Consider the following 21,815-nt stretch of genomic DNA (forward strand, 5'->3'; position numbering starts at 1 on the left):
CCTCAGCGTCGACGCCGCCACGGCACGGCCACGACGACCGACCCGACGGCGACCACGACCATCGCGAGCACCTGCCAGAGCGCGGGTCCCGCCGCCGGTGGCCACAGGAGGTCGATCACGACCGACGTGACCAGCTGCCCGAGCACCGATCCCAGGCCCATCAGCAGCACACCCGTCTGGGCCACGATGAAGGTGCCGAGCAGGATGTAGGCGGCGCCCAGGAAGCCCCCGAGGTAGAGCCAGGGCTCCGCCGGCAGCGCAGCAGGTGCGCCGCGGAACGCGATGCTCACACCCGACGCCAGCGCGAGGACCACGGTGCCGGCGATGAAGCTCATCAGAGTCGCGGCCAGCGGCGAGCGCGCGCGCTGCGCCAGCCGCCCGTTGGTCGCCGCCTGCCACGCGATGCCGACGCCAGCTGCGAACGGCAGCAGCAGCATCCACAGCGGTGCGGAGGCGAGCACATCACCGGAGAGCGAGATGCCGACCGCCGCGAGCGCGAGCAGACCGCCGAGGACCCGACCGGGGGTGACCGCGACGACGCCTGCCGGACCGAATCCGATCCGATCGAGCACGAGGCCGTGCACCGTCTGCCCGGCCACCACGCCGACGGTGAACAGCGAGACGCCGAGCACCCCCGCCGTGAGTCCCTGGGTGGAGACGGTGAGCGCGCCGCAGGCGCCCCCGAGCAGCATCCAGAACGGGATCGTCTGCTGCCGGATGCCGTCGCGGAGTCTCGCCACTCCTCGTCGGGCCGAGGGGAGACAGATGATCACGACCGCGAGCGCCAGGAGGCCCACGGAGAAGGAGACGAAGCCGGCGACGATCCCATCGTCGACACGCACTCCGAGCACTCCGTTGATCCGCGCCTGGATCGCCGTCATCACCCCGATCGCCACCGCACCGCCCAGTGCCACCGGGGCGGGAAGTCGACGGGGCTCTGGCACCTGTCGACCCTACCCGAGCCCGTGGGCGCTCTCGTTCCTGCGGATGTCGGAGCCCGGCGCTACGCTGGCGGCATGTGCGCGAGCTACGGTCTCGATCCCCGATTCACCGATGCGGAGCTCCTCGCCGCCGCCGACGACGCGGTGCTCAAGGGCCTGCGGGTGTGGGCACGCGAGAATGCGGGTGAGACCGTCCGCCCCACGGGCAAGAACCTGCGCAACCTCAATCCCCTGGTCGTGCAGCCCGATACCGCGCCGACCCTGGAGCCCGCGTGGTGGGGCTTCCTCGTGAACGGCGAGCCGGCGAAGTTCCCCTCGATCAACACCCGCGCCGAACGCCTTCAGGAGCGTCCAGGAGGGGCGAAGTCGAGAGCGATCGTGCCGGCGACGAGCTGGTACGAGATGCAGAAGCCCTCTCGCCAGTGGAACGAGTTCATCATCGACGACGGCACCCTGTTCGGCATGGCCGCGGTCACCCAGCGCGGGCGCACCGCCGACGGCGAGTGGTTCACGTGCTACTCGATCGTGATGCGCCCCGCCCCGGCCCACCTCGTCGATCTGCACGATCGGATGCCGCTGCTGGTCCCCGCCTCGTTGAGCCACGACTGGCTGACCGCGCCGGCGTCGAGGGAGATCATCGACGAGGCGGTCCTCGCCTCCGACGAGATGGCCGCGCGCGTGCAGGCACGTCCTCGCCCCTGAGGTGCGGATGTCCGTCGCCGGGCGGACCCTCTCTCCATCAGATGTGTACCTGAGGAGGACGCGCGATCCCGGGGTCGCTCCGTAACGTTGTCCTCATGATCACAGCAGAAGGCCTCACCAAGAGATTCGGAGACAAGACCGCCGTCGATGACGTGTCGTTCACGGTCAAGCCGGGCAGCGTCACCGGATTCCTGGGCCCGAACGGCGCCGGGAAGTCGACCACCATGCGGATGATCGTCGGCCTCGACCGGCCGACGTCCGGCCGTGCCGCCATCGCCGGCCGCGAGTACCGCAAGCTGCGCGCACCGCTCACCGAGGTGGGCGTGCTCCTCGACGCGAAGGCGGTGCACACCGGCCGCACCGCGCGCAACCATCTCCGCGCGATGGCCGCGACCCACGGCATCCCCTCCTCTCGCGTCGACGAGGTGATCGACCTCGCCGGCATCGGATCGGTGGCCCGCAAGCGTGCAGGCGGGTTCTCGCTCGGCATGGGACAGCGCCTCGGTATCGCCTCGGCGCTGCTCGGCGACCCGCACACGCTGATCCTCGACGAGCCGGTCAACGGCCTCGACCCCGAGGGCGTCCGCTGGGTCCGCCAGTTCGTCCGCCACGCCGCCTCCGAGGGGCGCACCGTGCTTCTCTCGAGCCATCTGATGAGCGAGATGGCGCAGACCGCCGACCACGTCATCGTGATGGGACGAGGCCGCGTGCTCGCGGATGCGCCGCTCCCCGAACTCGTGCGCTCGTGGACCCGCAACACGGTCAGGGTGCGCACTCCCCGCCCGGCCGATCTGGCCGCAGCCGTCGGCGGACCCGATGTCGAGATCGTGAGCTCGGCTCCCGACCTGCTCGACATCGTGGGGCTGCCTGCTGCGCGCATCGGCGACCTCGCTGCGGACCGCGGCATTGCGCTGCACGAACTCACCCCGACCACCGGTTCGCTCGAAGACGCCTACCTCGCCCTCACCGGCGACTCCGTCGAGTACCGCACCAAGGAGATCTCATGACCACGACACAGGCCCCCGCCGCCACACGGCCGCGCGTGGACACCGGTCGAAAGCTGACGTTCGTGCGCGCGCTGCGCGGTGAATGGATCAAGCTCGCCACCCTGCGCTCGACCTGGTGGTCCATCGGGATCGCCGCCGTTCTGACCGTGGGGATCGCGGTTCTCATCGCCCAGGCCCTCGACATGCCGGACTTCGAGCCGATCCAGGCCGTCATCATGCCCATCCAGTTCACCATGCTGCTCGCCGGCATCATCGGTGCGATCTCGGTCACCGGCGAGTACTCGACCGGAATGATCCGCTCGACGCTCACGGCGAATCCTGTTCGCGGATCGGTGCTGGCGGCGAAGTCGACCGTGCTGGCCGTCTTCATGTTCCTGTCGTCGCTGGTGATCTTCGCCATCGCCGCCCTCGCCGTCACTCTCATCGTGGCGCCGCGGGATCAGAGCATCGACTGGTCCGACCCGTCGGCCTCGATCCTGCCGATCGTCGTAGCCTCGCTGTCCATGGCTGTCTTCGCCCTCATCGGCGTCTCGTTCGGGTTCATCCTGCGCTCGGGAGCCGGAGCCATTGCCGCGACCGTCGGCGTGCTGTTCGTGCTGCCTATCGTCGCGAGTTTCTTCTCCTTCGCCGGCGAGGCGTGGGCGTGGGTCATCGAGGCCTCGTCCTACCTCCCGGTGGCGGCTGCGCAAGCCGCGATCATGCCCAGTGAGACGGCGGCTCTCGACGCACCCACCGCGTTCCTGACGCTGGGCTGCTGGGTCGCCGGTGGTGCCCTGGTCGCGTGGGGCGTGCTGCGCACGCGCGACGCGTAAAGTCGGCCTGTGAGCAGAACGCGAAGCCGCAGCGACTCGATCCGTGAGGACGAGGAGCTGCGGCTTCCGCGTGCCCCTGGCCTGTTCCGACGCTTCTGGGCGCGCCACCCGCTGTTCGCCGACATCCTGCTCGCCCTGATCTGCCTGTTTCTGTCGCTCGCACCGGCCGCGCCCTACCCCGACCCCTCGCTCCCGGAGGGCACCTACATCGCCCTCAACATCGCGACGGTGGCGATGGTCGCGATCGGGTGCAGCACCCTTCTCTGGCGCCGTCGAGCACCGCTGGGCCCCTTCCTCGCTGCGGTGATCCTGGGTACCGTCGGTCTGTTCACGGGCATGTCCGGCGGCATCGTCCTCCTGCTCGTCGCCTGCTACGGCGTCGCGGTCTATCGCTCGGCCCGCCTGGCCTGGATCTGCTACGGGATCGGCGCGGCATGGTTCCTCGGCTTCACCACGGTGCTCATGCTGACCGGCGCGACCGTGCTCCAGGTCGGCCTCGACACCGCACTCAGCTACGTCGCGCTCGGTCTCATCGGCACACTCGTCGGAGTCAACGTCGGTGACCGCAAGCGCTACCTCCTCGCCATCATCGACCGCTCACGCCAGCTCCTGATCGAGCGCGACCAGCAGGCGCAGCTCGCAGCCGCGTCCGAACGCGCCCGCATCGCCCGAGAGATGCATGACATCGTCTCCCACTCGCTCACCGTCATCGTCGCCCTGTCCGAAGGTGCGGCCGCGACACCGGACCGGGAGCAGGCACGCAAGGCCGCGGCATCCGCCGCCGACACCGCCAGAGGTGCGCTCACCGAGATGCGCTCGATGCTCGGAGTGCTGCGCGACGACGAATCCCCGTTGCCACTGGCCCCGATGCAGCCCGTACCCGCGCGCGACACCGTGGAGACCGCGCAACGAGCCGGCTATCCGGCGACGCTCACCGTCGTCGGTCAGGCGGAGGTCTCCCCCGCCGTCGCGCATGCGATCGGAAGGATCGTCCAGGAGGGGGTGACCAACGCGATGCGTCATGCTCCCACCGCGAAGACCATCGCGGTGCGACTGGAGTACACGACCGAGACGGTCACGATCGAGATCGTGAACGACGGCGTCACAGGCGAGGTCGGGTCGGATGGATTCGGCGTACGCGGACTGTCCGAGCGCGCTGCGCACGTTCACGGAACGGTGCGGTCGGCACCTGCGGACGGGGGACGATGGGTTCTGCGGGCCGTGCTCCCCACCTCGGGAAGCACACCCGCCGCACGACGAGAGACGATGGAGGACGACGGATGACGGATGCGATTAGGGTGCTGCTGGTGGATGACCAGGAGCTCATCCGAGTCGGGTTCCGGATGGTGCTCGACGCCGAGGAAGACATCGTGGTGGTCGGTGAGGCCGGCGACGGCAAGGCGGCGATCACGCAGACCGCCCTGCTCGCCCCCGACCTGGTGCTCATGGACATCCGGATGCCGGAGCTGGACGGCATCGCCGCCACCGAGGCGATCGTCCGCGACCACCCGCAGACCAAGGTGCTCGTTCTCACCACGTTCGATCTCGACGAGTACGCGTTCGGAGCGATCCGCGCGGGCGCGAGTGGATTCCTGTTGAAGGACGCGCAACGCCACGAGATGATCTCTGCCGTGCGCGCCGTGTCCCGCGGAGATGCAGCGCTCTCCCCTCGGGTCACGAGAGCGCTGATGGAGCATGTGACACCCCGACTCGGCGCGACCTCTTCCGCCGCTCCGGCCGCCGAGGAGAGCGCCGCACTCGAATCGCTCACCGATCGCGAGCGCGACGTGTTCCTCGCGATCGGCCGCGGCCTCACCAACGCGGAGATCGCCCAGACTCTCTATGTCGGCGAGTCCACGGTGAAGACGCACGTCGGTCGCGTGCTCGCGAAACTCGGTGCCCGCGACAGGATCCACGCAGTCATCCTGGCGCACCGGCACGGACTCGTCGGCGACGAGCGAGGCTAGCTCAGGTCCGGGCCGGAGTCCACTCCGAGACCTGGTTGAGCCGCTGCACCTCGTCGTCCGAGAGCTCGAGGCGGGCACCGGCGAGGAGATCGGGAACCTGGTCCACGTTGCGCGCGCTCGCGATCGGTGCGACGACCGTCGGCTGCGCGCGGAGCCAGGCGAGTGAGGTCGCGGCGATCGAGGCGTCATGCACGTCGCCGATCTCCTGGAGCGCATCGATGACCCGCAGCCCCGCCGGCGTCGCGTACTTCGCCGCGCCGTGGGCCCGCGGCGAGCTCTGCCCTTCGGCATCCGTCGAGCGGTACTTGCCGGTGAGGAAGCCGCTCGCCAGCGAGTAGTACGGGACGAGACCGAGCCCGAACTCCTCGGCGACCGGGATGATCGTGTCCTCGACCTCGTTGCGGTGCACGAGGTTGTAATGCGGCTGCACAGCGACCGGCAGCGCGGCACCGGTGCGACGGGCGATCTCGATCCACTCGCGGATGCGATCGGCGGAGTAGTTCGACACGGCGATGTGCCGCACCAGACCGTCGTCGACGAGCTGACCGAACGCGGCGACAGTCTCCTCCAGCGGAACCGTCTCGTCATCGAAGTGCGCGTAGTAGAGGTCGATCTCATCGACGCCCAGGCGCGCCAGCGAGGCTTCGGCGGCCTTGCGGACGTTCGACGCGGCAAGACCGCGGAACTTCGGGTGCTGGCTCACCTTGGTCGCGACGACCACCCCTGCGGGCCTGCGAGAAGCCAGCCATTCGCCGACGATCGTCTCACTCTCTCCGCCCTCGTTCCCCGGCACCCAGGAGCTGTACGAGTCAGCGGTGTCGATGAAGTCACCACCGCCATCCACGAACGCGTCGAGAACCGCAAAGGAGGTGTCACGGTCGGCCGTCCAGCCGAACACGTTGCCGCCGAGCGAGAGCGGGAGGACGTCGAGATCACTGGTGCCGATGCGAGTCATGAGGGGAACAACCTCCGAGTCCACCCCTCGCATTCCCGGATGCCCTCCTGTCGCGACCCGCAGACATCACCGCGTCGGCCTCTCCCCCTCGTGGTAAATCTGAGAGGGGCGCCCCACGAGCCGCGGATCAGGGGCGTGAGCGATCAACGGATCCTTGCCCGGGTAGTCGAACCGCGAGAGGACGCACCTCATCGCCTCCAGCCGCGCGCGCCTCTTGTCGTTCGACGCGATGACGGTCCAAGGGAGGGCGGGGGTGTCCGTCCGGAGGAACATCGCCTCCTCCGCGGCGATGTAGTCATCCCAGCGGTCGACGCTCGCGAGGTCGGTCGGGCTGAGCTTCCACTGCGCGACGGCGTCTTCGCCCCGGTGCGCGAAGCGGCGCCGCTGCTCCGCCTCATCTATCGAGAACCACAGCTTCACAAGGCGGATGCCCGAGCCGACGAGCATGCGCTCGAACTCCGGCACGGTCTGGATGAACTCCTCGTACTCGGCCGACGAGCAGTAGCCCATGACCCGCTCTACACCGGCGCGGTTGTACCAGGAGCGATCCATCATCACGATCTCGCCGCCGGAGGGGAGATGCGCGACGTAGCGCTGGAAGTACCACTGCGTCCGCTCTGCATCGGTGGGCTTGTCGAGTGCCACGACACGGGCGCCCCGGGGGTTCAGGTGCTCCATGAAGCGCGTGATCGCGCCGCCTTTGCCCGCCGCGTCTCTCCCCTCGAACAGGATGAGCACGCGGTCGGACGAACGCGTGATGTGCGCCTGGAGTTTGAGGAGTTCGATCTGCAGCAGGCGCTTCTCGCATGCGTACGCCTCCCGCGTGAGCGCGGTCTCATACGGGTCGCCGCTCTGCCACTCCGGCATGGACCGCTGCGACTCCGGCGAGCTGCTCATGACATACCCCTCCCCCGGTGCTCCACGGATCACGCCCTTCAGGGGGCAAGCGCAGGTGGCCGCGGCGGGGAGTCGGCCACCTGCGCAGTCATCCACCTGGTGTCACGACGTCGTACCCACCAGGAAACTCAACGTTCAGTAACATATCACCCTCTAGTGCGATACTCCGATATGCTCTTTCACCATCACGATCTGGCGCGGAAAGTGCGCGCGGTGGCGGCTATGGTGCAGAGATGGGAACGATCCAGTACGGCAACGGCGAGGAGATCCATATCGAGGACCGCGCGCTCGCGCATCTGAAGGTGGTCATCGCCACCAAGTTGCGACGCAACGAGAGCTTCACCCTGTCGTGGCGTCATCCCGACGGAGAGCCCGCAGGACGCTCGACGATCTGGCTACACCCCTCGATTCCGCTCCGCTTCACCTTCGACGAGCCGGAGGCGCCCCCGCTGAACCCCTCGTGGATTCAGGACCTCATGCAGTCGGCGAGCTCGACGGGCGGGATCGGCCTCATCGACGAGGTCGTCGACACACCAGAACCCGTCTCAGTGGACTGAGTACGCCGAGACCACGATCAGAGACACGTGAGCCTCAGCTCGTCCGCCATACGGAGAGCAGCTGCCATCCCTCGGGCACCTGCGACTCGAGGGCAGCCATGTCGTCGCCTTCGATCTCGCGGATACCGTCACGACGCAGGAACTTGCCTTCGACCGAGCGCATCGATCCTGCTTTCTCCATCGTCGCCATCGCCGAGACGAGGTCCCATCCGGCGGGAGCCTGAGCGGTGAGCTGCGCGCGAACCTCGGCGAGGTCTTCGCCCTTCAGCGTCACACTGTGGGCCTCGACAGGGCGAATCAGTCCGTGGAGCATCACACCAGCCTAGGACGAGGGAGGGGCGGATGTGTCGCTCACTCCCCTGCACCCCTGCACCCCTGCTCTCCGAAGCGCCGGAGGAGTGATATCGCCCCCACCCGCCTGCGCTGTAGGGCGAGTCGCTGCTGGATCAGCGACGGGGTCGGCTCCGCATCGGGCTCGCTCATGCCCAGAGCCTACGACCTACGCGGCGGCGCATACCGGGCAAAATCGCCGACGACGGACAAGCCCGGCCCTAGCTCTGCCTGCAGATCTGCCACGAGATGCTCGCCCTCAGCGATCCATGTGCGTCCGATCTGTGGATCTGGCCATCGCATTTCAGTGACCGGATCCAGCACGGTCTCCCAGACCTGATTCCACTCCCGAAGCCGCTTTCGCAGCTCAGCTGAGACCACAAACCTCTCCGGTATCCGGTCGCCTCCGAACCACTCCGGGTACAGCAGAAACGTGTTCATACGCTCTTCAGGAGTCATCCCCCGACTATCTAGGTTCGCCATCAGGGCGACGATAGCAATGCGGGAGCGTGCAATACGCATCTCGGCTGATGCCGTCGGTATTTCTTGAGCCGACTACGGGACTCGAACCCGTAACCCCCGTATTACAAGTACGGTGCGCTACCAATTGCGCCAAGTCGGCGGATGCCACCCACAAGCTTAGCGATGGCATCGACCCCACTTCGACCTAGGGGGCAGGCGTGGTGGTCGGTGTGGGAGTCGGCGTCGGCGTGGCACGCGAGGCATCGCTCGCGACGCTGAGCACGAACTGCGAGAACTCGGCCGGGTCGTCGAGCGCTCCGACGTACGCTTCGCCGTTCGCAACGACCATCGGAGCCGACTGCAGGACCAGGTCCTTGGAGCCCGCGAGCGGTCCGTCCAGCGCGCGCGTGGTCGCATCCTTCGCCCAGCTGACGAAGTCGCCGTTCTCGATGCACGACCGCACGGCCTTGGTGTTGTCGGTGCCGACCGCCGCGGCGAGGTTCGCGAGCTCTTCGTCGGACATGCCGTCGCTGCCGACCTCGGGCTGGTTGTCCAGCAGGTCGTGGTTGAACGCGTAGAACTGCGCGGGCGAGTGCGTGGCGACGCAGGCGGCTGCGGCCGCCGAGCGCAGGGAGTACTTGGTGCCGTTCGAGCTCGCGGTGAGGAGAGCGACCGGGTGGTAGCTGACGGTCACGGCGCCCTCGCTGATCCAGCCGGCGAACTGACGCGCGTTCGCCCGCTCGAACTTCCCCGCGTCCGGCGAGAGGTAGTCGACGTAGACGTGGATGTCGACCTTCTCAGACGTGGTCGCCTTGGGCGTCGGCTCGGTCGACGCACCCGCATCGGTCGGCTCTGCGGACGGTGTCGCGGGGACCTCGTCGGATCCTGCGACCGCGGTGATGTCTGTGACGACCACGCCGTCCGACTCCATCCCCGTCGGGGTGAGCTTGGGCTTGGACACCTGGGCGGACACCGCAAGGGTCACCGCAGTGCCGATCGCCCCCACCGCGACGACCGCGACGGCGCCGATGATGATACGTCGCATGAGGCGCGCCCTCGACTGCTGGGCGTGCACTTGCTGAGCCTTCTCCCGCACGGCCTCGCGAGAATTGCGAGGTGTGGGGACGTTCGGCGTTTCGTCGCTCGACATCGTTCCTCTTGTGAGTCTGCGGGGGTCCGGGTTGGCCCCGACCGCCGCTCAGCGACGATCGCCGCTGCGCGCGGCCGAGTTCGATGCTAACCAGTGAGGCTGAGAAATACCCAGGTACAGCCGTTCATGTCATACTGAATTCGACCCAAAGACGGGTCACGGTGACTCATCTCACCGCTTCATCACTACGGATCGTCCGGCACGTACCTGCCGGTGAAGGAGAAACGACAATGGCATCTGTGACTTTCGACGAAGCCACCCGCCTGTACCCCGGTGGAACCCGTCCGGCCGTCGACAAGCTGAACCTCGAGGTCGGTGACGGCGAGTTCCTCGTCCTCGTCGGTCCTTCCGGTTGCGGTAAGTCCACGTCCCTGCGCATGCTCGCCGGCCTCGAAGAGGTCAACGCCGGCCGCATCCTCATCGGCGACCGCGACGTGACCGACGTCCCGCCGAAGGACCGCGACATCGCGATGGTCTTCCAGAACTACGCGCTGTACCCGCACATGACCGTCGCCGAGAACATGGGCTTCGCTCTCAAGATCGCCGGCGTCGGCAAGGAAGAGCGCGCCACCCGCGTGCTCGAGGCTGCGAAGCTCCTCGACCTCGAGCCCTACCTGACCCGCAAGCCGAAGGCCCTCTCGGGTGGTCAGCGTCAGCGTGTCGCCATGGGCCGTGCGATCGTGCGCCAGCCGCAGGTGTTCCTCATGGACGAGCCGCTGTCGAACCTCGACGCCAAGCTCCGCGTCCAGACCCGTACGCAGATCGCGTCGCTGCAGCGTCGTCTCGGCGTCACCACGGTCTACGTCACCCACGACCAGACCGAGGCGCTGACCATGGGTGACCGTATCGCGGTCCTCAAGGACGGCCTGCTCCAGCAGGTCGGCTCCCCGCGCGACCTCTACGAGAAGCCGAACAACGTCTTCGTGGCCGGCTTCATCGGCTCGCCCGCGATGAACCTGTTCTCGGCGGACCTCGCCGAGGGCGGCATCCGCTTCGGCACCGAGGTGGTCCCGCTCGACCGCGACACCGTCGGCCGCGCGAACGGTTCGCAGGTCACGGTCGGCGTGCGCCCGGAGGACATCGTCGTCGGCCCCGCCGATGGCAAGGGCCTCTCGGTCACGGTCGACCTCGTCGAGGAGCTCGGCGCTGACGGCTACCTCTACGGGCACACCGAGATCAACGGCAAGCGCGCCGACCTCGTCGCTCGCGTCGATGGCCGCAACCACCCGAACGCGGGTGAGACGGTCACGCTCGCAGCTTCGGCCGGCCACGTGCACGCGTTCGACATCGAGTCGGGCGAGCGCCTGAACGACAAGCCGGTCGTCTCCGCCTGATCGGATCCACAGACGCGGCGCAGGCTGACTTCGGTCGCCTGCGCCGCGTCTCTTTTTCCTCTTCGCACGCAACCAGGGAGCACCATGCAGGATTCGCTGCGGATCACCGCCAGCAAGATCGATCCGGGGTTGCTCTCCCTCCCCTGGTCCACCACGTTGGCGAAGTGGCCGTCCGAGCACATCGTCTCGCTCCCGAAGGGGCTCTCCCGCCACCTCGTGCGCTTCGCCGACCTCTCCGGTCGCGTCGTCGCCGTCAAGGAGACCACCGCGGAGATGGCGCAGCGCGAGTACGACATGCTCGGCAACCTCGCCCGACTCGATGTACCCTGCGTCGACCGGGTGGCCGTGATCGCCGGGCGCACCGACGCGCATGGTGAGCCACTCCCCGCCGCGCTGGTCACCTCGCACCTGCGCTTCTCGATGCCGTACCGCGCTCTGTTCACACGCGTTCTGCGCCCGGACACCGCCAACCGTCTGGTGGACGCGCTCGCGCTGCTGCTCGTACGCCTGCACAACGTGGGCTTCTACTGGGGCGACGTGTCGCTGTCGAACACCCTGTTCCGACGGGACGCCGGCGCATTCGCCGCCTACCTCGTCGACGCGGAGACGGGAGAGCTGCACGAGGAGGGGCTCACCGACGGCCAGCGCGCCTACGACCTCGACCTCGCCCGCACCAACATCGCCGGCGAGATCATGGACCTCGCTGCCGGCGGACGGCTCGAGCACGGCGTGGACGCGGTCGCGATCGCCGACGGCATCGTGTCGTCGTATCGGTCGCTGTGGGCAGAGCTGACCGCCCAGGAGTCGTTCTCCGCCGCGGAGACATGGCGCATCACCGAACGTGTCGAGCGGCTCAACGCCCTCGGCTTCGACATCGACGAGATGTCGATGTCGACGACCGCGGACGGCACCGTGGTGGAGATTCAGCCGAAGGTCGTGGATGCCGGACATCATCAGCGCCGTCTCATCCGCCTGACCGGCCTCGACGTCGAGGAAAACCAGGCACGACGTCTGCTCAACGACCTCGACGAGTTCCGGGCCCGCTCGACGAAGCAGTGGGCGGACGAGGAGATGTACGCGCACGAGTGGCTGACCCGAGTGTTCGAGCCGGTCGTGCGTGCGATCCCCTACGAGCTGCGCGCCAAACTCGAGCCGGCCGAGGTGTTCCACCAGGTGCTGGAGCACCGCTGGTACCTGTCTCAGGCGGAAGGACGCTCCATCCCGCTCGCCGAGGTGCTCACCAGCTACATCAACGAGGTGCTGCGGCATCGGCGCGACGAAGCCACCATCATGGGTCCGCCCACCGAGACGATGAGTCTTCCCGTCATCACCGGCATGACGCCGGTCGCCGATGATGACGAGGACGTGGACTGGCGGGATCTGGTCTGACCGACCGGCGGCTCAGTAGCCGACGGTGAACCGCTCCCTGTGGTGGTTGCCCTGCTCGATCTCGTCGACCACCGCGACGGCGAAGTCGGCACCCGAGATGTACGACTTGCCTTCGGCGTCGCGGACGATCACGTCGCCGCCGTCCCGGTAGTGACCGGTGCGCTCGCCCTCCGCCCAGGGTCCGAAGACCTCGGCGGGGTGGATGAAGAACCAGTCCAGGCCCGCGTCGGTCGCCTCGAGGAGGGCCAGCGAGTCGATGCCGACCTGCGCCTCGTGCTTGTACTCCTCCGGGAAGCCCTGATCGAACAGGCGCGGCCCACCGGGGGCCACGAGGCTCCCGCCGGCGCCGCCGACGACGCCGACACGCGTGTCCGTACCCGCGAGCTGCTCGACGACATTCGACAGCGCCTCGAGCGCACGGTCGGCCATGTCACCGCGCGGCGAGAGAGCCGAGACCACGGCGTCCGTGCCGACGAACGCTTCCGCGAGCGGTGCCAGGTCGAGAGCGGAGCCCTGCAGATATGCGGCCCCCGCCACCGGATCGGCCGGCGCAGAACGCGAGATCGCGATCACGGCATGGCCACGGCTCACCGCCTCCGTGACGATGTGACGACCGGCGTAACCGGTCCCTCCGAGCACGATGATGCGAGCCATGGTCTGCCTTCCCTCGAACGGTCTAGTTCTTCTTCGCGGCGCGGAGCGACGCGACCTGGTAGAGCGCGACAGAGGTCGCGATGCCGGCGTTCAGCGACTCGGTGGCCGCAGAGATCGGGATCGAGACGATCTGATCGCAGGTCTCGGAGACCAGGCGGGACAGCCCCTTGCCCTCCGACCCGACGACGATCACCACGGGACGATCGGCGAGCTGGAGCTCCGGGAGCGACACATCGCCGTCGCCGTCGAGGCCGAGCACGAACACGCCCTGCTTCTTGAACTCCTTGAGCTGCGTCGTGAGGTTGGTCGCCAGCGCCACAGGGGTGCGAGCGACGGCTCCGGCACTGGTCTTCCAGGCGGCGGAGTTGACGCCGGCCGAGCGACGCTGGGGAAGGATGATCCCCTGACCGCCGAACGCCGCGGTGGAGCGGATGATGGCACCGAGGTTGCGGGGGTCGGTGATGCCGTCGAGCGCCACGAACAGCGGCACCTCGCCACGGTCGATGACCTGCTCGAGCAGATCCTGCGGGTGCGCGTACTCGTACGGCGGCACCTTGATCGCGACGCCCTGGTGCACACCGTCGAACCCGGCCATGCGGTCGAGCTCCGGACGTGTGACCTCCATCACGGGGATGCCCCGATGCGTGGCGATCGAGAGCATCTCCTTCACGCGGTCGTCCATCTCGACGCGCTGCGCGATGTAGAACGCCGTCGCCGGGATCTTCGCCCGCAGTGCCTCGAGGACCGAGTTGCGACCCGTGACGTTCTCGGTGTCGTCTCCCGCCTTGGCCTTCGGCGCACGGTTGCCCCCGCCACCGGAGCCCGGCAGGCTGCCACCGGGGCGGCCCTTGCCGCCCGTCGCGGCGGCGTAGCGCTCGGCCGCGGCCTTGCGCTTGCCGGCGGGGTGCCACGCACGGTCCTCCGCCTTCGGCGTCGGTCCCCGACCCTCGAGCGCCTTGCGCCCGAGTCCGCCGGTGCCCTTGGTCGGGCCCTTCTTGTTTCCCTTGCTCGCGCCGGGGCGCCCTGGCTTAGCCATCGATACTCCAATGAGTTCCGGCCGGAGTGTCCTCCAGCGTGATTCCTGCGGCGGCGATCGCATCTCGGATGCGATCCGCCGCCGCCCAGTCCTTGTCAGCGCGTGCCTGAGCGCGCTGGGTGATCATCGTCTGGACGAGGGCGTCCAGAGCGGATTGCGAGGCGTCGGCCTTCGCCCCGGATGTGTGTGTGAGGCCCAGGACCGACGTCATCGCCAGCACGGCGCGCAGCGCGTCGAGCGCGGCGTCGTCCTCCCCCGCGTCCAGCGCCGCGTTTCCCGCACGCACCGTCTCGTGCAGCACGGCGAGCGCCTGGGGCACGCCGAGATCATCGTCCATCGCCGCCGCGAACGCCGCGGGGAGGCTCTGCGACAGGAAGAACCCGATGCCGCCTCCGGCAACACGTGCGGCGCGCTGCTGGAAAGTGCTGATCCGACTCAGAGCCGCTTCGGCCTCCGCCCACGACGAATCGCCGAGGTCGAGGCTCGACCGGTAGTGAGCGGCGGCGAGCGCGTAGCGCACCACCAGCGGATCGTGCGCGGCCAGCACGTCTGCTGCCAACGTGAAGTTCCCGAGCGACTTCGACATCTTCTGGCCGTCGACGGTGACGAGACCGTTGTGCATCCAGTAGCGCGCGAAGCCGTCACCTGCCGCCGTCGACTGGGCGAGCTCGTTCTCGTGATGCGGGAATCGCAGGTCGAGCCCACCGCCGTGGATGTCGAACTCGGGCCCAAGATAGCGCTTCGACATCGCGGAGCACTCGATGTGCCATCCCGGACGCCCGGCGCCCCACGGCGACGCCCAGGTGGCGTCTGCCGGCTCTTCGGGCTTGCTGCCCTTCCACAGGGCGAAGTCCTGCGGATTGCGCTTGCCCCGAGGGTCGGCGTCCTCCGCGGCTTCCATGGCATCGAGGGATTGATGGGTGAGCGATCCGTAGTCCGGCCAGGAGCGCACGTCGAAGTACACGTCTCCCGAACCGTCAGGGGCGGGATATGCGTGACCGCGCTCGATCAGCAGCGCGATGAGCTCCTGCATCTGCGGCACCGATGCCGTGGCTCGCGGCTCGTACGTCGGGGGCAGGATGCCGACCCCCGCGTAGGCCGCGCTGAACTCCTGCTCCATGCGATACGCGAGCGCCCACCACGGCTCGGAGTCGGTGGCGTTCGCGAGCACCTTGTCGTCGATGTCGGTGACGTTGCGCACGAAGGTGACCCGACCGTGGCGGTACTGCAGCCAGCGGCGCAGCAGATCGAAGCTCAAGGCCGCCCTGACGTGCCCGATGTGGGGGCCTGATTGCACCGTGGGTCCGCACACGTACATCGTGATGTTCTCGGGATCGAGAGGCACGAAGTCGCGCAGCTGCTGCGCGCGGGTGTCGTAGAGGCGGACTGTCACCGCTCAAGCCTACTCGGGGACGGCTGAGCGCCCGCCTTCAGATGACGATGAACGCCGGGAACCACCGACGCGATGGCCGTCACCGCGATGCCCTCTCCCCTGCCGGGGAACCCGAGCCCGTCCGTGGTCGTCGCCGTCACGGACACCGGAGCGCCCAGGACGGCGGACAGAACCCCTTCGGCCTCGGCCCGCCGCGGGCTGAAGCGCGGTCGATTGCCCTGGAACTGCACCGAGACGTTGCCGATCTCGAACCCGGCTTCGGCCAGCAGCTCCCGGGTGCGAGCGAGGAAGATGTCCGCATGCGCGCCGGCGTACTCGGGGTGGGAGGTGCCGAAGTGCTCTCCGATGTCGCCGAGCCCCGCGGCACCCAGCAGCGCGTCGACGATCGCATGGGCGACGGCGTCTCCGTCCGAATGACCGGAGAGGGGCTGCTCCCCCGGCCACTCGAGGCCGGCGAGCCACAGGTTCCCCTCGCCCCCGAAGGCGTGGACGTCCGTGCCGATGCCCACCCGAGGGGTGCCGGCAGCCGCGACGCTCGCACCCAGCAGGTGGCGGGCGCGCTGGAGGTCAGCGGGCGTGGTGATCTTGAAGGCGCGTTCCGAACCGGCGATGTACCGCACGGGGTGGCCGGCCGCCGAGAACAGGGCCGCATCATCGGTGTACTCGATCCCGCTGTCGTCAGCGGCAGCGTACGCCGCCTCGAGCGGGCCCCTCGGAAACCCCTGCGGCGTCTGGGCCGCAGCGAGCTCGGAGCGGTCGACGGCCCCGACGATGACCCCGTCCACGACCTTCTTGAGCGTGTCGACGACGGGCAGTGCCGGGATGATGCCGTGCTCTGCTGTCACGGCAGCGGTGACGGCGTCGATCTGCGACGGAGGGGTGAGCGCGCGCGCCGCATCGTGCACCAGCACGATCTCGATGTCTCCCCAGAGCGCGGCGAGACCTGCCGCCACCGACTGCTGCCTGGTCGCACCACCGGTGACCACACGACCGAGATCAGCCCGGTCGCCGGCCGCGGCGCGCAGTTCCGTCTCGGCGTCGCCCTCCCATCCATCGGGGGCGACCACGACGACCTGCGCAGGCGATGCGGCGAAGACGCCGTCCAGCGCGTGGCGGAGGACGGAACGGGCGTCGATGCCGACGAAGGCCTTCGGAGCTTCGGCACCCAGACGCGTGCCGGAGCCTGCAGCCACGACGATGATCGCTGAACGCGGGACAGGGAGGATGGTCACAGCATCACGTTACCGGCGAAGACGACGAAAGGCGGATGCCGAAGCACCCGCCTTTCGTCGTGAAAAGAGCTCAGGAAGCGAGGACCTCGTCGAGCAGTGCGCCCGCCTTGTCCTCGTCGGTCTTCTCGGCGAGCGCGAGCTCGGAGATGAGGATCTGACGAGCCTTCGCCAGCATGCGCTTCTCACCCGCGGAGAGACCGCGGTCCTGATCGCGACGCCACAGATCGCGCACGACCTCGCTCACCTTGATCACATCGCCGGAGGCGAGCTTCTCGAGGTTCGCCTTGTACCGGCGCGACCAGTTCGTGGGTTCTTCCGTGAAGGGTGCTCGCAGCACCTCGAAAACATGATCGAGGCCTTCCTTGCCGATGACGTCACGCACGCCGACCAGGTCGACATTCTCCGCGGGGACCTCAATGATGAGATCACCCTGGGTGACGTTGAGCTTCAGGTATTTCTTCGCCTCACCCTTGATGATGCGCTCCTTGACCTCGATGATGGTCGCAGCGCCATGGTGGGGATAGACGACGGTCTCGCCAACCTCAAAAAGCATAAAAACGTGTCCTTTCGGCAACCTCAAGGATACCACAGGGGACATGCGCTAAGGTTCGCGCCCCCGGTGCCGCAGGAGCCCTCACGACTTACGCATAGAATGGATGCGGATATCCCCGCCGGACCTCAGGAGGACCCGTGAAATCGCGCCTTGTTGCGTCTGCAGCCCTCAGCGCCCTCGTTCTGCTCGGCGCGACCGGGTGCACGTTCATCACCCCACAGTCCACCAAGACCGAGTACGCCGCATCCGACGGCGTGAACGTCTCCGACGCCGACGGCCCGATCGACGTGCGCAACGCCCTCGTGGTGGCCACCGAAGACGGCTCTGTGGGCAATCTCATCGCGGCGTTCGTCAACCCCACCGATGAGAAGGCGACTCTCACGATCACGGTCGCGGGCGTCGACCCGCTCGTCGTCACCGTCCCCGCCGGCGACACGGTGAGCCTGGGCGCCGGTGCCGAACCGCTGCGCATCGTCGGACTCGACACCAAGCCGGGCGCGACGGTGGAGATGCACTTCCAGTCCGGCGACTCCACCGGGGTCAAGACGGAGGTTCCCGTGCTCGACGGAACGCTCCCCTACTACTCGGACCTCGCCCCCTCGGAGAAGACGGCCCCTTCGACGCCGACGCCGAAGCCCACCGACACGGCGGCTCCGGCCCCCAGCAACTGACACCTCAGAGCACGAAGACGTAGAGGCCGGCGCCCAGGGGCGCCGGCCTCTACGCTGTCTCGACGGGCTCTTCGTCCCACCGGGAGATCAGCCTTCGAAGCGGTATCCCAGACCGCGCACGGTGACGAGCATCACCGGCTCGCTCGGGTTCTCCTCGATGCGCGAGCGGATCCGCTTGATGTGCACATCGAGCGTCTTGGTGTCGCCGAAGTAGTCGCTCCCCCAGACCCGGTCGATGAGCTGGCCGCGGGTCAGTACGCGCCCGGAGTTGCGCATCAGCACCTCGAGCAGCTCGAACTCCTTCAACGGCATGTTGATCTGGGCCCCGGCCACGGAGACGGTGTGCCGATCGATGTCGAGCGAGACCCGTCCGCCGTCGAGCACGCGCTCGTCGAGCTCGCTGTCCGCCTGCACGACCCGGCGCAGCACGGCACGCATGCGGGCGAGCAGCTCCCGGGACGAGTAGGGCTTCGTGATGTAGTCGTCGGCTCCGAGTTCGAGGCCCACCACGATGTCGACCTCGGAGTCCTTGGCCGTGAGCATGATGATGGGAACGGCAGAGGTCGACCGGATCTGCCTGCACACCTCTGTTCCCGGCATGCCGGGAAGCATCAGGTCGAGCAGCACGATGTCGGCCCCGCGCTCCCGGAAAGCCGCGAGCGCTCCGGGGCCGTCCTCCGCGATCTCCACCTCGTAGCCCTCACGCCGGAGCAGGTACGCGAGCGGGTCGGCGAGGTCGGGCTCGTCTTCGACGAGAAGGATTCGGGTCATGCTCTCTCTCCGTTTCGAACGCGCGCGGATGCGGCGGACTTGGCCGCTTTGCGCGTGCGCTTCTTCTTGCTCTTCTTGCCCGTGTCGAGGTTGTCGGGGGCATCGATCCGGGGAAGACGGATCGTGAAAGTGGACCCGCGGCCCGGACGCGACCACAGCCGCACCTCGCCGCCGTGCCGCTGGGTGGCGTGCTTGACGATGGAGAGCCCGAGGCCGGTCCCTCCGGTGCGCCGCGAACGGGCCTCATCGGCCCGGTAGAACCGCTCGAAGATACGCTCGCGATCGGCTTCTGCGATGCCGATCCCCTGGTCGGACACCGCGATCTCGACCACGCCGTCCTCCGCCCGGACGCCGACTCCGACGCGGGAGCCGCGGGGCGAATAGACGATCGCATTGGCGATCAGGTTTCCGACCGCCTCGATCAGGATCTGGGCGTCGCCGCGCACGAAGACGCCGCGGTCCCCTCCCCTGGTGAGCTCGACCCCTGCGGAATCGGCCTGCACGACGTGAGCCTCGATCGAGGAGGCGATCACCTCGTCGATCGCGACCGGGCCGACCTTCGTCAGACCGTCCTCGGCCTGGAGCCGGGACAGGCTCATGATGCGCCCGGTGAGCTGTCCGAGCCGCCCCGCCTCCGCGGAGATGCGCGCGGCGAAGATGCGCACCTGCGCGGGATCGTCGGCCGCGGACTCGATGGCCTCGGCGAGAAGGCTCACCGCGCCCACGGGCGTCTTCAGCTCGTGGCTCGTGTTCGCCACGAAGTCACGACGCATCTGATCGAGCCGCTCCTGCTCCGTGACGTCGCGGATGATCAGCAGCACCAGACGCGTGCCGATCACGCTGGCACGCGCCGAGACCAGGCGGGGGTCGAGGCTCAGGCCCCCTCGGGTGAGGCGCATCGACTCGGTGGCGGTACCGCCGGCCTCCCTGACGCCGCGCACGAGCTGGCGCAGCTCCGGGTTGTCGAGCGTCGAGCCGACATCGATCCCGAACCGGGTCGCCGCTTGCGAGGAGGCGAGTACCAGACCGGAGGTGTCGACGATCGCCGCGGCATCATCCATGCTGTGCAGGACATCGGTGATGCCGGCGGGAATCGCCAGCGATGTCTCCTCCTGCACGCGGGCCCGCGCCCGGTATGCCCACACGACGAGCAGGGAGAGGCCGACGCCGATCACCAGCCCGATGGCGAGCGAAGACAGCGCGAGCTGCGGCAAGGTCATGACATAAGCGTAGAGTGCGTTCACCGTCCGTCCGGCGGGTTTCCGCGCCCTGGCGGGAACAGGAGAAGTACTATTCACGTGCTGGGCACCGTTCGTTAACCTTCGAAGCAGACAATCGCTTCGGGCTTGTGCGGGAGCACAGACCTGCTCTCGTGCGGACGACCCGCCGTCTCGCGCTGACACAGCCGAGATCCGAATGAAAGGTTGCGCCCCAACATGCGCGAAGTCTTCCACCAGTCCCTCGAGGACCTTCAGAACCGCCTCGTCGAGATCGCCGACCTCGTCACGGTCTCGATCGACAAGGCCACCAGGGCATTCGCCACGAGCGATGTGGCACTGGCCGAGGAGGTCATCGCCGATGACGCCAAGATCGACGAGCTGGCCGTCGCCCTCGATGAGCAGGCGATCGAGATCCTCGCCCGCCAGCAGCCGGTCGCGCGCGATCTGCGCATCGTCGTGACCGCTCTGCGTGTGAGCGCCTCGCTCGAGCGCATGGGCGACATGTCGGAGCACATCGCCCAGCTCGCCCGCCTCCGCTTCCCCGAGCGCGCCATCCCGAAGGGCCTCAAGGGCACCTTCGTGAAGATGGGCGAGCTCGACGTCGAGGTGGCCCGCACGCTCTCCGAGCTGCTGCGCACCCAGGATCTGCGCTTCGCCGACGCCATCCGCAACGCGGACGACGATGTCGACGAACTGCACGCCACCGTCTTCGAGAAGGTGCTCAGCGACAACTGGAAGGGTGAGGCGACGGCGACCGTCGACGCCACGCTCGCCAGCCGGTACCACGAGCGCTTCGCCGACCACGCGGTCGCCGTCGCGAAGAAGGTCGTCTATCTCGCCACCGGTGACTGGGCGGTCGATGAGGATGACATCCCCCTCGCCGTCGAGCAGCAGGAGCTCGGCCAGCAGGAGTTCGGCCACGCCTGATCGCACCCACGGCAACGCAGAAGCCCCCGATGCCTTCGCATCGGGGGCTTCTGCGTGAGGAGCGGAGGCTCCTACTTCTTGCCCTGGGCCGCGACCGCGGCGGCACCGGCGGCCGCAGCCTCCGGGTCGAGGTAGCGTCCTGGGCCGGTGGGAACGTTGTTCTCGTCCAGCTCGTAGACCAGCGGGATGCCGGTGGGGATGTTCAGCTCGGCGATGTCGTCGTCGCTGATGCCCTCGAGGTGCTTCACCAGGCCACGCAGCGAGTTGCCGTGCGCCGTGACGAGCACGGTCTTCCCGGCCTCGAGGTCGGGGACGATCGCGCTCTCCCAGTACGGCAGCAGACGGTCGATGACGAGCTTGAGCGACTCGGTGCGCGGCACCTCGCCGTCGATGCCCGCGTAGCGGACATCGTTCACCTGGCTGAACTCGCTCTCGTCGTCGAGCACGGGCGGCGGCACGTCGAACGAGCGGCGCCACAGCTGGAACTGCTCGGGGCCGAACTCCTCGAGGGTCTGCGCCTTGTCCTTGCCCTGGAGCGCACCGTAGTGACGCTCGTTGAGCCGCCACGAGCGGGTCACCGGGATCCACAGACGGTCGGCGGCGTCGAGGGCGATGTTCGCCGTCTGGATCGCACGGCTGAGCAACGAGGTGTGCAGCACGTCGGGGAGGATGCCGGACTCTGCCAGCAGCTCGCCGCCGCGGCGCGCCTCCTTCTCGCCCTGCGCGTTGAGGCGGACGTCCACCCAACCGGTGAACAGGTTCAGTTCGTTCCACTCGCTCCGGCCGTGGCGGAGCAGGATGAGGGTGCGCGTCGCAGTCATGCGGCCAGTTTATCCGCCCGGAGCCGAAGCCCGA

25 protein-coding genes and 1 tRNA gene are annotated in these 21,815 nt (G+C 68.3%); 10 read left to right on the forward strand and 16 right to left on the reverse strand.

What is annotated here, in order from left to right; all coding sequences use genetic code 11:
* Positions 1–2: 2 nt before the first annotated feature.
* Positions 3–914: a DMT family transporter gene (locus tag ACP699_RS06840; protein ID WP_426171546.1), complete on the reverse strand. Its 912-nt coding sequence runs from the start codon at positions 912–914 to the stop codon at positions 3–5.
* 102 nt (positions 915–1,016) lie between these two features.
* Here ACP699_RS06840 and ACP699_RS06845 point away from each other — a divergent pair, with 102 nt between their 5' ends.
* The 5 genes from ACP699_RS06845 (at position 1,017) to ACP699_RS06865 (ending at position 5,429) form a co-directional block, all read left to right on the forward strand.
* Positions 1,017–1,643, forward strand: a complete 627-nt coding sequence (locus tag ACP699_RS06845; protein ID WP_426170217.1) for an SOS response-associated peptidase family protein — start codon at positions 1,017–1,019, stop codon at positions 1,641–1,643.
* 95 nt (positions 1,644–1,738) lie between these two features.
* Complete coding sequence (locus tag ACP699_RS06850; protein WP_055865189.1) at positions 1,739–2,650, forward strand: ABC transporter ATP-binding protein; 912 nt, start codon at positions 1,739–1,741, stop codon at positions 2,648–2,650.
* Positions 2,647–3,462 carry an ABC transporter permease gene (locus ACP699_RS06855; RefSeq protein ID WP_426170221.1) on the forward strand — a complete coding sequence of 272 codons (816 nt, stop codon included), beginning with the start codon at positions 2,647–2,649 and terminating at the stop codon, positions 3,460–3,462. Before ACP699_RS06850 ends, ACP699_RS06855 begins: the two co-directional genes overlap by 4 nt.
* Before the next feature lie 9 nt (positions 3,463–3,471).
* Positions 3,472–4,746, forward strand: a complete 1,275-nt coding sequence (locus tag ACP699_RS06860) for a sensor histidine kinase (protein WP_055865193.1) — start codon at positions 3,472–3,474, stop codon at positions 4,744–4,746.
* Complete coding sequence (locus ACP699_RS06865; protein ID WP_055865196.1) at positions 4,743–5,429, forward strand: response regulator transcription factor; 687 nt, start codon at positions 4,743–4,745, stop codon at positions 5,427–5,429. Before ACP699_RS06860 ends, ACP699_RS06865 begins: the two co-directional genes overlap by 4 nt.
* A gap of 1 nt (position 5,430) precedes the next feature.
* Here ACP699_RS06865 and ACP699_RS06870 read toward each other — a convergent pair whose 3' ends face one another.
* Complete coding sequence (locus ACP699_RS06870; RefSeq protein ID WP_055873878.1) at positions 5,431–6,384, reverse strand: aldo/keto reductase; 954 nt, start codon at positions 6,382–6,384, stop codon at positions 5,431–5,433.
* A 66-nt stretch (positions 6,385–6,450) separates the two neighbouring features.
* Positions 6,451–7,281, reverse strand: coding sequence for a polyphosphate kinase 2 (ppk2, locus tag ACP699_RS06875; protein WP_426170226.1), 831 nt, complete (start codon positions 7,279–7,281; stop codon positions 6,451–6,453).
* Between the two features lie 233 nt (positions 7,282–7,514).
* Here ppk2 and ACP699_RS06880 point away from each other — a divergent pair, with 233 nt between their 5' ends.
* Entirely contained in the window at positions 7,515–7,838 is a 324-nt protein-coding gene (locus ACP699_RS06880) for a hypothetical protein (RefSeq protein ID WP_426170229.1), read from the forward strand.
* A 34-nt stretch (positions 7,839–7,872) separates the two neighbouring features.
* Here the strand turns inward: ACP699_RS06880 and ACP699_RS06885 are convergent, their stop codons facing one another.
* The 5 genes from ACP699_RS06885 to ACP699_RS06905 all read right to left on the reverse strand — a co-directional run bounded on the left by ACP699_RS06885 (position 7,873) and on the right by ACP699_RS06905 (position 9,780).
* Complete coding sequence (locus tag ACP699_RS06885) at positions 7,873–8,151, reverse strand: hypothetical protein (RefSeq protein ID WP_017828944.1); 279 nt, start codon at positions 8,149–8,151, stop codon at positions 7,873–7,875.
* 38 nt (positions 8,152–8,189) lie between these two features.
* Positions 8,190–8,321: a hypothetical protein gene (locus ACP699_RS06890; RefSeq protein ID WP_426170233.1), complete on the reverse strand. Its 132-nt coding sequence runs from the start codon at positions 8,319–8,321 to the stop codon at positions 8,190–8,192.
* 9 nt (positions 8,322–8,330) lie between these two features.
* Positions 8,331–8,627, reverse strand: coding sequence for a hypothetical protein (locus tag ACP699_RS06895; protein ID WP_426170236.1), 297 nt, complete (start codon positions 8,625–8,627; stop codon positions 8,331–8,333).
* Positions 8,628–8,717: 90 nt separating this feature from the next.
* A tRNA-Thr gene (locus ACP699_RS06900) sits at positions 8,718–8,790 on the reverse strand.
* A gap of 45 nt (positions 8,791–8,835) precedes the next feature.
* Entirely contained in the window at positions 8,836–9,780 is a 945-nt protein-coding gene (locus ACP699_RS06905; RefSeq protein ID WP_017828951.1) for a DsbA family protein, read from the reverse strand.
* A gap of 230 nt (positions 9,781–10,010) precedes the next feature.
* Between ACP699_RS06905 and ACP699_RS06910 the strand changes: the two genes are divergently transcribed.
* Both ACP699_RS06910 and ACP699_RS06915 read left to right on the forward strand, forming a co-directional pair.
* Positions 10,011–11,114, forward strand: a complete 1,104-nt coding sequence (locus tag ACP699_RS06910; protein WP_055865216.1) for an ABC transporter ATP-binding protein — start codon at positions 10,011–10,013, stop codon at positions 11,112–11,114.
* Between the two features lie 84 nt (positions 11,115–11,198).
* Positions 11,199–12,503, forward strand: coding sequence for a DUF4032 domain-containing protein (locus ACP699_RS06915; RefSeq protein WP_426170240.1), 1,305 nt, complete (start codon positions 11,199–11,201; stop codon positions 12,501–12,503).
* Positions 12,504–12,515: 12 nt separating this feature from the next.
* Here the strand turns inward: ACP699_RS06915 and ACP699_RS06920 are convergent, their stop codons facing one another.
* The 5 genes from ACP699_RS06920 to ACP699_RS06940 form a co-directional block, all read right to left on the reverse strand.
* The gene (locus ACP699_RS06920) at positions 12,516–13,157 is read right to left on the reverse strand and encodes an NAD(P)-dependent oxidoreductase (RefSeq protein WP_055873898.1); all 642 of its coding nucleotides are present in this window, start codon (positions 13,155–13,157) and stop codon (positions 12,516–12,518) included.
* Positions 13,158–13,179: 22 nt separating this feature from the next.
* Entirely contained in the window at positions 13,180–14,193 is a 1,014-nt protein-coding gene (gene rlmB / locus ACP699_RS06925; RefSeq protein WP_426170245.1) for a 23S rRNA (guanosine(2251)-2'-O)-methyltransferase RlmB, read from the reverse strand.
* Positions 14,186–15,586: a cysteine--tRNA ligase gene (gene cysS, locus ACP699_RS06930; protein WP_055873900.1), complete on the reverse strand. Its 1,401-nt coding sequence runs from the start codon at positions 15,584–15,586 to the stop codon at positions 14,186–14,188. Before cysS ends, rlmB begins: the two co-directional genes overlap by 8 nt.
* The gene (gene ispD / locus ACP699_RS06935; RefSeq protein ID WP_426170249.1) at positions 15,583–16,818 is read right to left on the reverse strand and encodes a 2-C-methyl-D-erythritol 4-phosphate cytidylyltransferase; all 1,236 of its coding nucleotides are present in this window, start codon (positions 16,816–16,818) and stop codon (positions 15,583–15,585) included. The genes cysS and ispD overlap by 4 nt, the downstream gene beginning before the upstream one ends.
* 70 nt (positions 16,819–16,888) lie before the next feature.
* Entirely contained in the window at positions 16,889–17,371 is a 483-nt protein-coding gene (locus ACP699_RS06940) for a CarD family transcriptional regulator (RefSeq protein ID WP_017201416.1), read from the reverse strand.
* 137 nt (positions 17,372–17,508) lie between these two features.
* Here ACP699_RS06940 and ACP699_RS06945 point away from each other — a divergent pair, with 137 nt between their 5' ends.
* Positions 17,509–18,042, forward strand: a complete 534-nt coding sequence (locus ACP699_RS06945; protein ID WP_055865231.1) for a hypothetical protein — start codon at positions 17,509–17,511, stop codon at positions 18,040–18,042.
* 87 nt (positions 18,043–18,129) lie between these two features.
* Here the strand turns inward: ACP699_RS06945 and ACP699_RS06950 are convergent, their stop codons facing one another.
* Together ACP699_RS06950 and ACP699_RS06955 are read right to left on the reverse strand one after the other, a co-directional pair.
* Positions 18,130–18,813, reverse strand: coding sequence for a response regulator transcription factor (locus ACP699_RS06950; protein WP_017828959.1), 684 nt, complete (start codon positions 18,811–18,813; stop codon positions 18,130–18,132).
* Positions 18,810–20,033 carry a sensor histidine kinase gene (locus tag ACP699_RS06955; protein ID WP_426170254.1) on the reverse strand — a complete coding sequence of 408 codons (1,224 nt, stop codon included), beginning with the start codon at positions 20,031–20,033 and terminating at the stop codon, positions 18,810–18,812. The genes ACP699_RS06950 and ACP699_RS06955 overlap by 4 nt, the downstream gene beginning before the upstream one ends.
* Before the next feature lie 216 nt (positions 20,034–20,249).
* Between ACP699_RS06955 and phoU the strand changes: the two genes are divergently transcribed.
* The gene (phoU, locus tag ACP699_RS06960) at positions 20,250–20,960 is read left to right on the forward strand and encodes a phosphate signaling complex protein PhoU (RefSeq protein ID WP_055865234.1); all 711 of its coding nucleotides are present in this window, start codon (positions 20,250–20,252) and stop codon (positions 20,958–20,960) included.
* A gap of 71 nt (positions 20,961–21,031) precedes the next feature.
* Here the strand turns inward: phoU and ACP699_RS06965 are convergent, their stop codons facing one another.
* Complete coding sequence (locus ACP699_RS06965; RefSeq protein ID WP_021199094.1) at positions 21,032–21,781, reverse strand: phosphoglyceromutase; 750 nt, start codon at positions 21,779–21,781, stop codon at positions 21,032–21,034.
* Positions 21,782–21,815: the final 34 nt, after the last annotated feature.

Source organism: Microbacterium sp. DWRC1-3 (assembly GCF_049896645.1).
Taxonomy (GTDB): Bacteria; Actinomycetota; Actinomycetes; order Actinomycetales; family Microbacteriaceae; genus Microbacterium; species Microbacterium maritypicum.

What these genes read in the sequence shown, in the direction of transcription:
- ACP699_RS06845 (WP_426170217.1), top strand. Translation starts at nt 1,017, where the DNA reads ATGTGCGCGAGCTACGGTCTCGATCCCCGATTCACCGATGCGGAGCTC.
- ACP699_RS06850 (WP_055865189.1), top strand. Translation starts at nt 1,739, where the DNA reads ATGATCACAGCAGAAGGCCTCACCAAGAGATTCGGAGACAAGACCGCC.
- ACP699_RS06855 (WP_426170221.1), top strand. Translation starts at nt 2,647, where the DNA reads ATGACCACGACACAGGCCCCCGCCGCCACACGGCCGCGCGTGGACACC.
- ACP699_RS06865 (WP_055865196.1), top strand. Translation starts at nt 4,743, where the DNA reads ATGACGGATGCGATTAGGGTGCTGCTGGTGGATGACCAGGAGCTCATC.
- ACP699_RS06870 (WP_055873878.1), bottom strand. Translation starts at nt 6,384, where the DNA reads ATGACTCGCATCGGCACCAGTGATCTCGACGTCCTCCCGCTCTCGCTC.
- ppk2 (WP_426170226.1), bottom strand. Translation starts at nt 7,281, where the DNA reads ATGAGCAGCTCGCCGGAGTCGCAGCGGTCCATGCCGGAGTGGCAGAGC.
- ACP699_RS06880 (WP_426170229.1), top strand. Translation starts at nt 7,515, where the DNA reads ATGGGAACGATCCAGTACGGCAACGGCGAGGAGATCCATATCGAGGAC.
- ACP699_RS06885 (WP_017828944.1), bottom strand. Translation starts at nt 8,151, where the DNA reads ATGCTCCACGGACTGATTCGCCCTGTCGAGGCCCACAGTGTGACGCTG.
- ACP699_RS06890 (WP_426170233.1), bottom strand. Translation starts at nt 8,321, where the DNA reads ATGAGCGAGCCCGATGCGGAGCCGACCCCGTCGCTGATCCAGCAGCGA.
- ACP699_RS06895 (WP_426170236.1), bottom strand. Translation starts at nt 8,627, where the DNA reads ATGACTCCTGAAGAGCGTATGAACACGTTTCTGCTGTACCCGGAGTGG.
- ACP699_RS06905 (WP_017828951.1), bottom strand. Translation starts at nt 9,780, where the DNA reads ATGTCGAGCGACGAAACGCCGAACGTCCCCACACCTCGCAATTCTCGC.
- ACP699_RS06910 (WP_055865216.1), top strand. Translation starts at nt 10,011, where the DNA reads ATGGCATCTGTGACTTTCGACGAAGCCACCCGCCTGTACCCCGGTGGA.
- ACP699_RS06915 (WP_426170240.1), top strand. Translation starts at nt 11,199, where the DNA reads ATGCAGGATTCGCTGCGGATCACCGCCAGCAAGATCGATCCGGGGTTG.
- ACP699_RS06920 (WP_055873898.1), bottom strand. Translation starts at nt 13,157, where the DNA reads ATGGCTCGCATCATCGTGCTCGGAGGGACCGGTTACGCCGGTCGTCAC.
- rlmB (WP_426170245.1), bottom strand. Translation starts at nt 14,193, where the DNA reads ATGGCTAAGCCAGGGCGCCCCGGCGCGAGCAAGGGAAACAAGAAGGGC.
- ACP699_RS06940 (WP_017201416.1), bottom strand. Translation starts at nt 17,371, where the DNA reads ATGCTTTTTGAGGTTGGCGAGACCGTCGTCTATCCCCACCATGGCGCT.
- ACP699_RS06950 (WP_017828959.1), bottom strand. Translation starts at nt 18,813, where the DNA reads ATGACCCGAATCCTTCTCGTCGAAGACGAGCCCGACCTCGCCGACCCG.
- ACP699_RS06955 (WP_426170254.1), bottom strand. Translation starts at nt 20,033, where the DNA reads ATGACCTTGCCGCAGCTCGCGCTGTCTTCGCTCGCCATCGGGCTGGTG.
- phoU (WP_055865234.1), top strand. Translation starts at nt 20,250, where the DNA reads ATGCGCGAAGTCTTCCACCAGTCCCTCGAGGACCTTCAGAACCGCCTC.
- ACP699_RS06965 (WP_021199094.1), bottom strand. Translation starts at nt 21,781, where the DNA reads ATGACTGCGACGCGCACCCTCATCCTGCTCCGCCACGGCCGGAGCGAG.